General features: G+C 49.7%; 13 protein-coding genes. 4 read left to right on the forward strand and 9 right to left on the reverse strand.

The annotated features are described in order from the left end of the window. The 5 genes from ACEW8S_RS18460 to ACEW8S_RS18480 form a co-directional block, all read right to left on the reverse strand. Positions 1-861, reverse strand: an 861-nt coding sequence (locus ACEW8S_RS18460) for an ABC transporter permease (protein ID WP_373519579.1), incomplete at its 3' end; no start/stop codon positions are given. Next, complete coding sequence (locus tag ACEW8S_RS18465; protein ID WP_373519580.1) at positions 858-2270, reverse strand: DUF3526 domain-containing protein; 1413 nt, start codon at positions 2268-2270, stop codon at positions 858-860. The genes ACEW8S_RS18465 and ACEW8S_RS18460, both read right to left, overlap by 4 nt. Next, positions 2267-2983, reverse strand: a complete 717-nt coding sequence (locus tag ACEW8S_RS18470) for an ABC transporter ATP-binding protein (protein WP_373519581.1) — start codon at positions 2981-2983, stop codon at positions 2267-2269. The genes ACEW8S_RS18465 and ACEW8S_RS18470 overlap by 4 nt, the downstream gene beginning before the upstream one ends. An 11-nt stretch (positions 2984-2994) precedes the next feature. Continuing rightward, the gene (locus ACEW8S_RS18475; RefSeq protein WP_373519582.1) at positions 2995-4212 is read right to left on the reverse strand and encodes a GTP-binding protein; all 1218 of its coding nucleotides are present in this window, start codon (positions 4210-4212) and stop codon (positions 2995-2997) included. 193 nt (positions 4213-4405) lie between these two features. Then, positions 4406-4723 (reverse strand): hypothetical protein, encoded by a 318-nt coding sequence (locus tag ACEW8S_RS18480; protein WP_373519583.1) that lies wholly within the window; start codon positions 4721-4723, stop codon positions 4406-4408. 147 nt (positions 4724-4870) lie between these two features. Between ACEW8S_RS18480 and ACEW8S_RS18485 the strand changes: the two genes are divergently transcribed. The 3 genes from ACEW8S_RS18485 (at position 4871) to ACEW8S_RS18495 (ending at position 8489) form a co-directional block, all read left to right on the forward strand. Beyond that, a complete protein-coding gene (locus ACEW8S_RS18485; RefSeq protein WP_373519584.1) occupies positions 4871-5284 on the forward strand; it encodes a hypothetical protein in 414 nt (137 codons plus the stop codon). A gap of 125 nt (positions 5285-5409) precedes the next feature. Continuing rightward, positions 5410-7836: a TonB-dependent receptor gene (locus ACEW8S_RS18490; protein WP_373519585.1), complete on the forward strand. Its 2427-nt coding sequence runs from the start codon at positions 5410-5412 to the stop codon at positions 7834-7836. A gap of 29 nt (positions 7837-7865) precedes the next feature. Beyond that, positions 7866-8489: a GTP cyclohydrolase gene (locus ACEW8S_RS18495; protein WP_373519586.1), complete on the forward strand. Its 624-nt coding sequence runs from the start codon at positions 7866-7868 to the stop codon at positions 8487-8489. Between the two features lie 224 nt (positions 8490-8713). Here the strand turns inward: ACEW8S_RS18495 and ACEW8S_RS18500 are convergent, their stop codons facing one another. Together ACEW8S_RS18500 and folE are read right to left on the reverse strand one after the other, a co-directional pair. Beyond that, positions 8714-9310 (reverse strand): DinB family protein, encoded by a 597-nt coding sequence (locus ACEW8S_RS18500; protein WP_373519587.1) that lies wholly within the window; start codon positions 9308-9310, stop codon positions 8714-8716. After that, on the reverse strand, positions 9300-9983 hold the full coding sequence (gene folE / locus ACEW8S_RS18505; protein ID WP_373519588.1) for a GTP cyclohydrolase I FolE: 684 nt from the start codon (positions 9981-9983) through the stop codon (positions 9300-9302). Before folE ends, ACEW8S_RS18500 begins: the two co-directional genes overlap by 11 nt. Positions 9984-10129: 146 nt before the next feature. Here folE and ACEW8S_RS18510 point away from each other — a divergent pair, with 146 nt between their 5' ends. Beyond that, positions 10130-10321, forward strand: a complete 192-nt coding sequence (locus ACEW8S_RS18510) for a hypothetical protein (protein ID WP_373519589.1) — start codon at positions 10130-10132, stop codon at positions 10319-10321. A gap of 14 nt (positions 10322-10335) precedes the next feature. Here ACEW8S_RS18510 and ACEW8S_RS18515 read toward each other — a convergent pair whose 3' ends face one another. Both ACEW8S_RS18515 and ACEW8S_RS18520 read right to left on the reverse strand, forming a co-directional pair. Continuing rightward, positions 10336-11634, reverse strand: coding sequence for a PepSY-associated TM helix domain-containing protein (locus tag ACEW8S_RS18515; protein WP_373519590.1), 1299 nt, complete (start codon positions 11632-11634; stop codon positions 10336-10338). Between the two features lie 3 nt (positions 11635-11637). Continuing rightward, a partial coding sequence (locus ACEW8S_RS18520) for a TonB-dependent siderophore receptor (protein WP_373519591.1) occupies positions 11638-12574 on the reverse strand: 937 nt, incomplete at its 5' end.

Below are 12574 nucleotides of genomic sequence, written 5' to 3' on the forward strand. Positions count from 1 at the left end.
GTAAATCGTATTGGCCGAAAGGTTCAGGATAGAAGGGATCAATAATACGAAAAGCACCCATATACCTAGCAAGGTAATCGCATTTTTTGCGGATGATCCTGCGGAAAGGTTGACAACAAATGCGACAACAAACCAGAAAAGGGCATATAAAAGGCTTAATGCGGCCAACCATACAAAGCCGGTAAAATTTTCTATGATGGAGACCCCGTTCACTAAAAATGTAATAAGCAACGTGAGGATAATCATGACCGATATCGTGATGTATCGGAATATGACTTTCTGAAAGGTCCAATTAAAGATTGAAATGGGTTGGGAAGCGAGCAGTTTTAAAGAGCCGTGCTCCCTTTCATAGGACAGTACATTGTAGCTAAGCGCAATTATGATGAGCGGCAGTAAATAAACAATTACAAATGCAAGGTCAAAACTTCCGAACAATAGGTTTACGGAACTTCTTAGTTCGGTAAAGTGGAGGTTGGTGGCATCGCTCCTCAAGATCGGTTTCACGGTATGCGTATAGATATCGCTCTGCCCCAAGGCAACGAACGAAAGATCGGAAGGGGGCTTATAGGCCACTCTTGGATAATAGTTGCCGACTGCGGCAGCTTCGTTCGGCAGGGTCCAATAAGGCTCGCTGGTTATGGTAAGCCCCCTTTCAATGGAATCAAGAAGTATCCTCATTTTCGCATCGTTCGAGGCTACCTCTGTCCTGGCCTTTTCTATTTCCGAGTTGCGGGCAATGGTTTGTTGCTTTCCATTATACCCTGCAAAGAGGAAAATGAAAAGGAAAATGAGCAACAATGCCTGTATCCAACTCGCCCTAAACAGCAGTATCAGATCATATTTATAGATATACTTAATCATTTCATTTGATTTTTTGGTGAAATAAAAAGGAATATGGAAGAAACCAAAAGCCAAATGCCCAATATGCCAAGGTTTCCCGTATTTCGCTTTAGGGTGGACGCAAGCGTCGAGGGCTCAAAATCAAATTCAGGAATCGAAGCCCAAAAGGAAGGGTCGGCGGGATAATCCCAATCCCCAGTCCTTGAATTCTTGGTCATGTCGCCGTTCAGGGCGGCCTGCATATCGATACGGTATTTTTCGGCTGCATCCGCGAAAGCCCAATGGGTCTGGTAATCGGTATGCGCCAGGGCCATCGATAAAAATCGGGTGGGCAAAAATGGGGAGACTACGGCGAGGCTATGGTAGGTGTCATGTTGTTTGTTGACCTGTTGCCTTAGATGGTCGTAATGCTTAAAGTAAACGGCGGCATCGTGTTCTTCACCTTTTTGCATTATATAGCTGTCAAAATTGAAGGGTAATTGGACCACGCTGTCCACCCCGTATTCCTGTAACAGGTTTTGTTCCAAAACTTTCGCCTCCTTACTAAAGGGATCGTGGCCGTCCAAGCCTTTCTTTTTATCCCCTAGAACGTTAGTGGCAAATTCCTGTCTTGTGGGGTAGGGATACTTTTTGTCGGCTATGGAACTGGCCGCCTTGGGAGCGGCAAAACAGGCCAATATCCAAAGGGCCAATCCACTTACCAACGAGATACCGGAATTTTTGGAAATGGCCGAAACAAATAGTACCAGATTGGTAAAAATCATATAGTAGATAAGGTACACCCCGTAGACCGCAAAAAGGGAAGTCCATTCGAACGGCCCGTAATCGGTGAGATTGGCAAGTAGGATGCCCGCGATAAGGAAGAGTACTGTGAGAATCGTAGCGATGGGCACCAGAGTACCCGCCCATTTGCCCAAGGTTAGTTTCCAGTTCGGCATCCCTTGGCTCTGTGCCAGGACATAGGTGCCGTTTTCCCGCTCTTTGGTAAATGCGTTATAGCCCAACAATACGATGAGCAGGGGCAGGATAAACAGCAAAATGAAATCGGGAGTCAGGTCGCCGAAACGGGCAAGCCCGGTCTGGTCGGCCGCAGGACTATAGGCGGCTTCGTTGCGTTTGTGCGCTTCCAGATAAATGGACACCCCGGTGTATTTGTCCACGCCCTGATCCAAAAGCGAAAGCGGATATTTGGGCTTAAAGGCATAGGTGCCGTAATGGGCGGCGGAATGGGGATTCTTGTTTCCCTGGTCCAGCCAAATATTTCGTTCGTGCGTCTTGGCGGCGGCATATTGCTCTTGGGTACTTCGGTATTGCACATAGCCAATTATCACGGCGATAAGCAACAGCACGGATACAATTAGGGCAGCGATCTTAAAACGTCCGTCCCGAACGATTTCCTTGATTTCCTTTGCGATCGTTTTTCGTATCATGAGGTCAGTGTTTTGTATTCCATGGTTTCCAAATAGGTCTTTTCCAACTGGGAGAGGGATATATCGGAAGTGACGAACTGTTGCCGCAATTGGCCGTCCTTCATAATACCGATATGCGTAGCTACCTCCTTGGCACGGAAAAGGTCGTGGGTGGCCATGAGGGTGGCGACCCCCTTGCCCTTCAGTTTTCGGAGCAAGTGGCCGAACTCGTTGCTCGCCTTTGGGTCCAGCCCCGAGGTGGGCTCATCTAGTAATAGCACTTTGGCATCCTTGGCCAGCGCGATGGCGATGCCCACCTTTTGGCGCATCCCCTTGGAGAAACTCTCGATACGTTTATGGAAGGCCTCCGGTTGGAGCCCGGCCTCTTCCAAAAAGCCTTCCAACTGGTTTTTGTTCATGCTTTTGCCCCCGATACCGGAAAAATAGTCGAGGTTCTCCACCGCGCTCAGGCTGGGGTACAGCATGAGGTTTTCCGGGATGTAGGCCAAAAACCGTTTGGTCTCCAAGGGGTTTTCCTTCACATCCAACTGATTAATAAAAGCACTCCCTGAAGTAGGCTCGATAAAGCCCAGCAAAAGGTTGATGGCAGTCGTCTTACCGGCCCCGTTGGCACCGAGAAGGCAATAGATTTCGCCCTCCTTGACCGAAAGTACCAGTTTATCAAGGGCGGTAAAATCGCCGTACTTTTTTACGAGATTGTTCGTGATGATCATAGTCCTTAGTATTAATGGGTTTGTTCTTGATGTTGTGGGATGGGCCATGAATCCTTCTTCGGCCATTCGCCCCGGTTCCAGGCCTTTATTTCTTCGTCCGTCAGCAAACAGGCTTCGAGCTGTGCCATAATGGTGTCCTTCCGCAGGTGCTGTCCGATAAAGACCAGTTCGTTTTTGCGATCGCCGAACGGGGTGGCCCATTCCGATTCGATTAGTTTTTGGTTATTGACAAAGGCGGCATACTCGATGTGTTCGGAAAAGGGCATCGAGGCCCACCAAACCCCGGCGGGATCGGTCTTGAGCGAGCCGCCCGCAGAACTCCAGATCAAGGCTTGGTCAGACCGGGAGGCCAGCCAAAAGAGTCCTTTGCTACGTATGATGGATGGAGGGAAACGTGCGGTGGCAAACTCAAGAAAGCGGTCGGGGTGAAAGGGTCTTTTATGGCGGAAGACGAACGACCCGATGCCGTATTCCTCTGTTTCGGGGGTGTGCTCGTTTTCCAGCTCCCGTATCCATCCCGCCGAGGTCTCGGCCTTTTCGAAATCGAACAGGCCGGTATGCAATACTTCCTTCAAGGCTACCTGTGAATTTTTGGAGGGCAGGATGCGCGCGCCCGGGTTCAGTTTGTGCAGGATATCATAGAGTTTGCGCAGTGCTGACTCAGTGACCAGATCGACCTTGTTGAGTAGGATCACATTGGCGAATTCCACCTGGTCCGTCAAGAGGTTCACAATGGTGCGGTCGTCGCCCTCGATATCCGTCAGGTCGCGGGAGGTCAGGTAATCGGGACTGGAAAAATCCTTCAGGAAATTAAAGGCGTCCACCACGGTGACCATGGTATCGACATAGCTGAAACGGCTCAGGTCGATACTGCCGTCCTCGTTGGCGAAACTAAAGGTCTGCGCCACGGGAATAGGCTCGGAAATACCGGTGCTTTCTATCAACAGATAGTCGAACCTGTTTTCGTTGGCCAATTTTTCGACCTCTATCATCAGGTCTTCGCGAAGGGTACAGCAGATACAGCCGTTGCTCATTTCAACGAGCCTTTCTTCGGTACGCGAAAGCGTATTTTCGTTCTTTACGAGCTGGGCATCTATATTGACCTCGCTCATATCGTTGACGATGACGGCCACTTTCAGGCCTTCCTTCTTATGTAGTATGTGATTGAGCAGCGTGGTCTTGCCAGCGCCCAAGAAACCGCTTAATACGGTTACTGGTAATTTTTTCATTATCCATGTTTATATATTGAACAAAAAGCAGTAGAGGGAAGAACCCTCCGTAGTCAATAAATAAGGGATAACCGCGAATGGATCAACAAGTGGTAAGGTATACCTATGCAATAGGATATACTTGCAGTTGATACTCGATCAAGTGATAGACAACAATCTATTTAAAGAAATATTCGCTAAAAAAGAACCGTAATTATCCCAATGAATAACTTGGGGGCGGCTTATTGTGGAAGTAATCGGAGTGAAGCGTTTTTTGATATGGGGCGGTATAAAGTGTAGCCACCGTTACCTGCGCACCGTCAAAAGGGCCTTGTAAAGAAAAATCCGTTTGTACCGTTCCCATATCCAAGGGTGTCCCCTGGTGGCCATGGGCAATAAGTACACATGGCTCGCAGTGTTGGGCATCGCTATCCGAGAAAATATGGGAAAACTCATGTACGTTCACCACTCTGAGCAGCAGGAAGCTGGCGAGGAAAAAGAGGGAGACGCTATGTTTGAAAAACGATTTCATTCTAAGCCGTAAATATACTGAAAAATGGGTAACAGGCATCCTAGGTTCCTAATTATGGTCGATACCATAAGCGATCTGCAACTTAATGATTATTTTTTAAATGCAACCGTGTTGCAATTGAAATTAAATTTGATTAACATTGCGCCTATGTTACGTATTCAAGATTCCTATTTTGGGCCGGACAAAGAAAAGCTAAAATCCCGGTGTACCGTCCTGCTGACGGTATTCATGCTGTTGGGTACTTTTGGCCCTGTCATTACCTTGACCATTTTTTATACGGATTTTGATAAACATGTAATGGAATGTCGGCAAGAACGTCACCATGATGAGGATTGCCGGGCCCAATGCGTGCTGGCGGATATGATGCCAGGGCAGACCGATCCCATGTCCGACCGTTCCCTGGGTTCCTCCTATTTTTTCCCTCCTTTGTTTTTTCAGGACCGCACCGTGGTCCATACCGCTTCGATAACAGATGCCATGGCGGCAAATCACTTCTTTCGTTATACCGGACGCTATTTCCCGCCCGGACTGGAGATCGGTACGCCCCCTCCCCAATTTTGATGTACCGTATCCATCCTGCCCTTCTCTACCGGCAGGACGGCGGCCTGGCTTCAAATTTAGATTCATTTCAACGCCATTGCCATAAGGCGATGGGCTCCATACGTACCCTTTAACCCGAACTATTCTTGCGGAAGATAAACACATCCATTGAGATACAGGGGCTGTACTCCCTTTTGACCCTGTTTTTTATAGGGATATTCCCGGTCTTCGGGCAGGCTCCCGACGACCCCTGTGCCTACGAAATAAGGGGCAGTATCCTCGACGCGGAAAACCAAGAGCCCATTCCCTACGCTACGATAGTGGTCGTGGACACTGAACGCGCGACCGTGGCGGACGAGAACGGCAACTTTGTATTGGACAAGCTGTGCGGAACGGAATTTGACCTCGAATGTTCCAGTATGGGCTACAAACCCATTCGTCACCACCATGACACGCACCATGGGAATCCGCTGATTTATCTGGCCCCGACTACCCTCGAACTGGAAAGCGTGGTGGTGGAGGGCGAGGCCATCGTGGGCGGTATGCGGTCGATGGCCGTGGATAAAATCGACGCGGCGCAGCTGGCTATTAAGTCCACCCGTTCCCTGGCCTCCGCCATCGGCGATATACAGGGCGTTACCTTTACCTCCACAGGGGCCAATGTACAGCTGCCCGTTATCCATGGCCTGAACGGAAACCGCATCCTTATCGTAAACAACGGGGTAAAGCACGGCTTTCAAAACTGGGGCAGCGACCATGCCCCCGAAATAGACATCGCCGGCGCGGACCGGATATCGGTGCTCAAAGGGGCCGCAGGGGTACGGTACGGGCCGGAGGCACTGGGCGGGGCGGTAGTTGTAGAGGGAAATCCATTAAATCTTTCCGAAGAACTTAACGGGAAGGTCAGCTCCGGCTACCAGACCAATGCAAGGGGCTACCATGCCAATGCCGATTTCGGAGAGGGTTTTGACAAGTTCAGCTACCACTTGGGCGCGAACTATATCAAAAACGGCGACCGGCGTACGCCCGATTATTCCCTTACCAATACGGGCATGGAAGAACGGTCGGCCAATGCCGGGTTCCGTTACCATCTGCCAAAATGGGATTTTAAAGGGTATTACAGTTATGTAGGACAGGATCTGGGACTGCTGCGCTCGTCGGTAGCGGAAAGCGGGGACCTTTTTGCCCGCTCTCTAGAAGCGGACGAACCCTTGATCATCAGGGATTTTTCGTACCGGATCAACGAGCCAAGGCAAAATACGGTCCATCATTTGGCGACCGCGACCGTAGACTGGTACTCCGACCTGGGCAAAGTGTCGCTGTTGCTGAGCCGGCAGATAAACCTTAGGGAAGAATATGACGTCAGGCGCAATGCCGACCTGCCCATCATAGACCTGGAGCTGGGAACCAGCGACGCACGCCTGGAATGGGTCCATACGCCTATAGCGGGATTTAAGGGTACCTTGGGCCTTGAATATTTTTACCAGAACAACGACAACAACCCCGGTACCGGTACCACCCCGTTCATTCCGAACTATAACACGCGAAGGTTCAGTGCCTTTGTGATCGAAAGTGTCAAAAAAAGGAGTAACACCTATGAGTTCGGGGTACGGATAGACCATGAAAACAATTCGGTGCGGGGGCGTGAGCCTGATCAGTCGATTTTTAGGAACGAGTATTCGTTCACCAATGTCACGGCATCCCTTGGCCTCGTACATGAAATTTCTTCCTTTTGGCATTGGCGAACGAACCTGGGCTCCGCCTGGCGCACGCCTAATATGGCGGAACTGTACAGCTTTGGCCAACAGGGATTCAAGACCCAGTTCGGCCTATGGCGCTATTACACCAGTGACGACGGCGAATTGCGTACCGACCGGGTCTTGACCGAAGACGATGGGGCGGCCGAACCGGAGAAGGGGTATAAGTGGATCACCGAACTGTCCCGTCAAAAGGATGGCCATGCCCTGACCCTGACCGCTTACACCCATTTTATCGACAACTACATCTTCGATCGGCCGGTGGCCGTTATCGGTACGATTAGGGGGCCGACACCTGTATTCATCTATGACCAGGCCGATGCGCTGTTCGTCGGGGCGGACCTGACCTACTCACGGAACTTCACAGAAAAAATCAAGGGAACGGTCGGTACCAGCTACTTATGGTCTCAAAACGTGGATAAAAACGACCCGCTCATTAATCAGCCCCCCGTTAATATCAATACCGATATTTCTTGGAATACCCCACTTTTCCTTGGTCTGGATTCCTCAAAACTAACGCTACGGACCTCCTATACCTTCAGGCAGTTCCAGGCACCCCGTACGGTAACCCCGGCCCAGCTAATTGACGGGGATGTTACGATTACCCCGGAGTCGCCGATCTTTGATTTCAAGGATGCCCCTGCCGGGTATGGCCTCGGAAACCTTCGTTGGGAGTGGCAACGCGGTAGGTTCGGGGGGCAAGTGGAAGTGCTGAACATATTGAATACAAATTACCGGGATTATCTCAACCAGATGCGGTATTTCGCGGACGAGCCCGGAAGGAATTTTATTTTAAATATCAATTATAAATTTTAAACCGATTATTAATTTTAAATCTAAGTCAAATGAAAACGAATGTATTAGAAGTTGCAAAGAAGTATGGAAAGTACGCCCTTTTATTGGGCGGGGCGGTGTTGACCTCCTGTAGTAACGACGACGATGCTCCCGAAGAGGAAAACGTTTTGGAAGTATTTACCGACGTGAACCTTGTTTTTACCAATACTGCGGATGGATCCGATGTAGTAAGGGCAAGGGCGCAGGATCCTGACGGCATAGGCGTGCAGGAACTGACAATTCTGGATGAAATTACGTTGACTTCCGGGGCCACGTATACGTTGGGTTTTGAAGTACTCAACGCACTCGACCCCAGCGACCCTGAGGATATCGCTGCGGAAATCAGGGAAGAAGACAATGAGCACCAGTTTTTCTTCTCCTTTTCCGCGGATGCCTTTACTGATCCGGCAGGTAATGGCAATATCGACAACGCCACCGATCCCCTGAACTATGCCGATATGGACGAAAACGGCAATCCGGTAGGCCTAAGCACTACATGGACGGCTGGCGACGTGCTTGCGGACGGTTCTTTCACGGCGAGGCTACAGCACCAACCGGATGTCAAAACTGCTACCTCCGATGTCAATGACGGGGATACGGATTTTGACCTGACATTTGTGCTGAACATCGAGTAATTCTGAATATTTCCGAATAGTTCTTTTTGGGCGGGCGGCTTACAGGTTGCCTGCCCTTATTTATGCCCTGAACGACCAGAAAAAGCTCATTTTCCGCATGATCGGTGAGCCTACAGTATGTGCCTGCGGCCATTCTCTATTGCATGGACCTCATCGAAGGGCCGTTTCTGGGAACGCATCGGGACAAGATGGACGTATTTCGACCAGGCCAATCGTAAAAAGGCTTACCAACCGTAATATCCTTGTGGCACTACGCCCTTCAGGCGCAGGTACACCACACATTGTCCGCGATGGTGGACAATGTGATTTTCAAGGGCATAGAACAGCCTCCATACGGGGATGGTATCCCCCGCAAAATCGCAATCCGTTTGGAGCTTTTCGCCCGGCATTTCCTGAATGGAGGTACGTACGAAGCCGTACATCTTTTTCAGCTCTCGGATGACGTCCTCCTTGGGGATTTGTACGGGCAGTTTGATGTTTTCATAGGGATTTTCGATGCCCGTTCGCCCGGCGATCTGTCCACAGGTATAGATGACGCAATGCCGCCACTGTTCGGAAAAGCTCATGGCCTCGTCGGTATATTTGAACGTGAACAGTTCGGATGGCATCTGGTCCACGTTGGTAAGGGTCATTTTTTCCGAACGCTCCCAGGCCGTTGCCAGTTCTTGTTTGAGGCGGGCGATGTCGGAGTTTGCGGTACCGGTACTGCAGCCGCCAAGGCTTGCGATACCGAATCCTGCCATGTTTTTGAGAAAGGTCGAGCGCTTCATTTTTTCAGTGGTTTCAGGAGTTCCGTTGCCTGTTGTTTGCTCATGCCCCACAGTTTTGGACCAGCTGATAGAACTCGTTCCTCATCTTGAGGTCGGTAAACCTGCCCCCATACTCCAAGGTAGTGGTACGGCTGGTTTTGTCATTTATCCCTCTGGTGGATACGCACAAGTGTTCGGCATCTACCACGACCATCACGTCATCTGTTCCTAACGCCTCTTTTAGCTCATTGAATATTTGCAGGGTCATGCGCTCCTGCACCTGTGGCCTACGGCCGTAGTAATCGACTATCCGGTTTATTTTGGACAGCCCGATTACCTTGCCCGAGGAGATGTACGCCACATGGGCCTTGCCGATGATGGGCAGGAAATGGTGCTCGCAGGCCGATGAGAACGAGATATCCGTCTCCACCAGCATCTTGTTGTACCGATATTTATTGTCGAATACCGAAAGTGACGGCTTGTTGGCCGGATCCAGCCCGGCGAACATTTCTTTGACGTACATTTTGGCCACACGGTAGGGCGTGCCTTTCAGGCTATCGTCGGTGAGGTCTAGGCCCAGTTCTTCCATGATACCGGCGAACAGTTTTTCAATAGTGTTGATTTTTTCATCGTCGGACCGGGCAAAGGCATCGGTTCTCATCGGGGTCTCTACGGAGGTCATCAAATGAGCGTCCCCATTGAGTTCGTGTCGTAGCTTTTCGCGTATTTTTTCGTCTGTATCCATCGTTTATCTGCTTTCCATTGTTGAAAATCCCAACAAAAGTAACTAAAATACGGTTAAACGCAACAGAGTTGCGTTTAAGTTTAGAACAAAGTTAGGTCCACGGGGGCGGAAACTCGGACTTTACGTTTTGAGTAAGCCCTAAGTAAATGGAATTCGGGATCTCGGAAATGATGGTAGACCTGCACCGAACGTATGACAAACCATTGACCCATGACCGGTTATTCCAGTGGCATACCATGTTGACCAACGGTCGCCGGAATCTGGTCGATAAAGGAATAGTGCTCAAAACGGGAGATTTGAAGGGTACGCGATATTGGCTTGCTTTGGACAAAGAATAGAAAATTTATCCTTTTTAAGCAATACTTTTTTGAGCCACCTTGTTTAATCGATAAACAAAAATGTAATAGGCCAAAGCGGCAAAAACCGTCCAGCCCAGACTTATTATCGTAATGGCAAAGGTCGAAACACGGTAACGGTCTATGATGACGTAATACATAAAAAACAGCATTACGCCGTAAACGCCCCAATTGATATAACGCCAAATACCCATTACTTTTTGCTTGCTCTTTTTACGTTTGATCGCCTTCCGCTTTAGCGTTATCCAGATTCCGCTTAGTATAAGGGACGAAATTCCCAGACCCAGAATAAACCAGATAATCTTGGTGGCCAGCCCGCCCCAATTACCAAAATGCAAGGGGTCGGCCATATCGTTGATGAATATTACCGTTCCGATTTCGGTAGCTTTTTGGGTCTGCATTACCTCGTACGTCTTAGGATTCAGATAAACCCGATTGGCACGTTGCCTCACCAGGGGCACATCACTTTTTCCCGTGATATAGATACTGCCGGAAGCTTCCCTGCTGGGAACCATATCGCCCGCCTTTAGGTTAGGTCTCTGTGCTTCTGCAATTTTGGCGGCACGGTCATAGTCTAAATCGTTCGGGTCTAATGCTTCTTTGTTCCCCCCGTTCAGGAGCCCCTTTACAACCGGTGCCCTTGGATTTGCGTTTGTACCAATGTCCGCGATGTCTGCCCGTTCCAGAAAATACCATATCCCGGTAATGGAAAATAGCAAGGTAAAGGGGACCGACCAGACCCCAACCAGACGGTGTAGGCTCCTGAAAAATACCAATGGCCCCTTGCCGGTCTGGAGTTCAAAGAGTTTCCGCCACCATTTTTTATAGAAGACCAGTGCCGTGACCAAAGAAACCAACAATAAGAACCCAAAGACCAGGACCAAGTAATTCCCCACTTGAAAGGGAATAAAGAGGAAATAGTGCAGATCCCTAAAAAAGCGCTGAAAAGTGATCTGGGCCTCCCCTTGGATTTCCCCCGTATAAGGGTTGGCGAACACATAACTCTTGCTATTGCCTTCCTCCTTATAGAGGATATCGCACAGATAGGGCTCGTCCGTCCGCATCCAGAAGGTCATCTTTGCGTTGGGGTACTCCTTCCCGAAATTGGCCATTATTTGATTTCTTGGGGCCAGTTCCTTTTGCGGTTCGGCGCGCGCATCCGGATTGAAGAGCCAGTCCATCTCGTGGCTGAGCGTGGCCAAGGTACCGGAAAAGCATACGATGAAGAACAAGACGCTCAACCGGATGCCTATCCAGCTATGGATCTTAAAGAATGTTTTCTTTTTCAGCTTCATTCGTTAAAAGGTATAGCCCACGCTCAGCAGATAATTCCTAGGGGTTCCGGGATAGAGGCGCACATAGCTGTACCCTCCGACCCAGTGGGTTCTGTCAAAGACATTGTTGACCAAGAAACGGATGTTGAACCTGTCCACATTATAGGAAACCCCTGCATCTGCCACGATATAGGAGGGCAGTTGCAGCTCACGCTCAAAGGTATTCCGTTCCGTCACAAAATTGGTTCCCAAAGTCAGGGCGATACCATCCAGACCGCCTCTTTCAAAGGTATATTTCCCAAAAAGCCCCCCTTGGTGCAAGGGCGCGTTCTCCTTCCGTAGGCCCACTTCTTCCGGGTCGTCGCTCTCACTGATGACGGCCTCGTTATAGGCATAGTTCGCCGTGAGACTCAGGTTGGGCAGGATACGGCCGTTGATGTCCAGCTCGATTCCCTTGGATTCCTCCTTTCCCCGTTGCCGCAACAGTTCGGGATTATTGGGCTCGTTGGCGTTGACCAGTATATTATTGTTTTCGATGTAATACACGGCCAGGTTTGCCGCGAGCCGGTCGTTGAAAAATTCTCCTTTTGCCCCTACCTCGGCCATATAGGCGTTAAGGGGGTCGAACGGCCCACCGGCATTGGGGTTGGTCAAAGCGGAAACCCCCTGTGGTTGGAAACTTTCAGTATACGTTCCATATACGTTGATATTATCGGTAGCGGAATAGACCATTCCGACACGGGGCAGAAATTTGCTCTGGGTAGTGGTCTCCTCGTCGGGCCGGTCAAAATTCGTCACATCGTTGTAGTATTCCTGCCTTCCACCGAGCAAAAACTGGAATTTGTCCCATTTCATCTGATCCTGAACGTAAAAACCGTAGTTGTAGTATTTGGTGGGATCCCTAGGGCTGTCCGTAAAGATATAGTCGCTTACACGGGCTACATTATAGGTGGGGTTCTCC

Source organism: Pricia sp. (assembly GCF_041745955.1).
GTDB lineage: Bacteria > Bacteroidota > Bacteroidia > Flavobacteriales > Flavobacteriaceae > Pricia.

What these genes read in the sequence shown, in the direction of transcription:
- ACEW8S_RS18465 (WP_373519580.1), bottom strand. Translation starts at nt 2,270, where the DNA reads ATGATACGAAAAACGATCGCAAAGGAAATCAAGGAAATCGTTCGGGAC.
- folE (WP_373519588.1), bottom strand. Translation starts at nt 9,983, where the DNA reads ATGGATACAGACGAAAAAATACGCGAAAAGCTACGACACGAACTCAAT.
- ACEW8S_RS18480 (WP_373519583.1), bottom strand. Translation starts at nt 4,723, where the DNA reads ATGAAATCGTTTTTCAAACATAGCGTCTCCCTCTTTTTCCTCGCCAGC.
- ACEW8S_RS18510 (WP_373519589.1), top strand. Translation starts at nt 10,130, where the DNA reads ATGGAATTCGGGATCTCGGAAATGATGGTAGACCTGCACCGAACGTAT.
- ACEW8S_RS18495 (WP_373519586.1), top strand. Translation starts at nt 7,866, where the DNA reads ATGAAAACGAATGTATTAGAAGTTGCAAAGAAGTATGGAAAGTACGCC.
- ACEW8S_RS18475 (WP_373519582.1), bottom strand. Translation starts at nt 4,212, where the DNA reads ATGAAAAAATTACCAGTAACCGTATTAAGCGGTTTCTTGGGCGCTGGC.
- ACEW8S_RS18515 (WP_373519590.1), bottom strand. Translation starts at nt 11,634, where the DNA reads ATGAAGCTGAAAAAGAAAACATTCTTTAAGATCCATAGCTGGATAGGC.
- ACEW8S_RS18470 (WP_373519581.1), bottom strand. Translation starts at nt 2,983, where the DNA reads ATGATCATCACGAACAATCTCGTAAAAAAGTACGGCGATTTTACCGCC.
- ACEW8S_RS18485 (WP_373519584.1), top strand. Translation starts at nt 4,871, where the DNA reads ATGTTACGTATTCAAGATTCCTATTTTGGGCCGGACAAAGAAAAGCTA.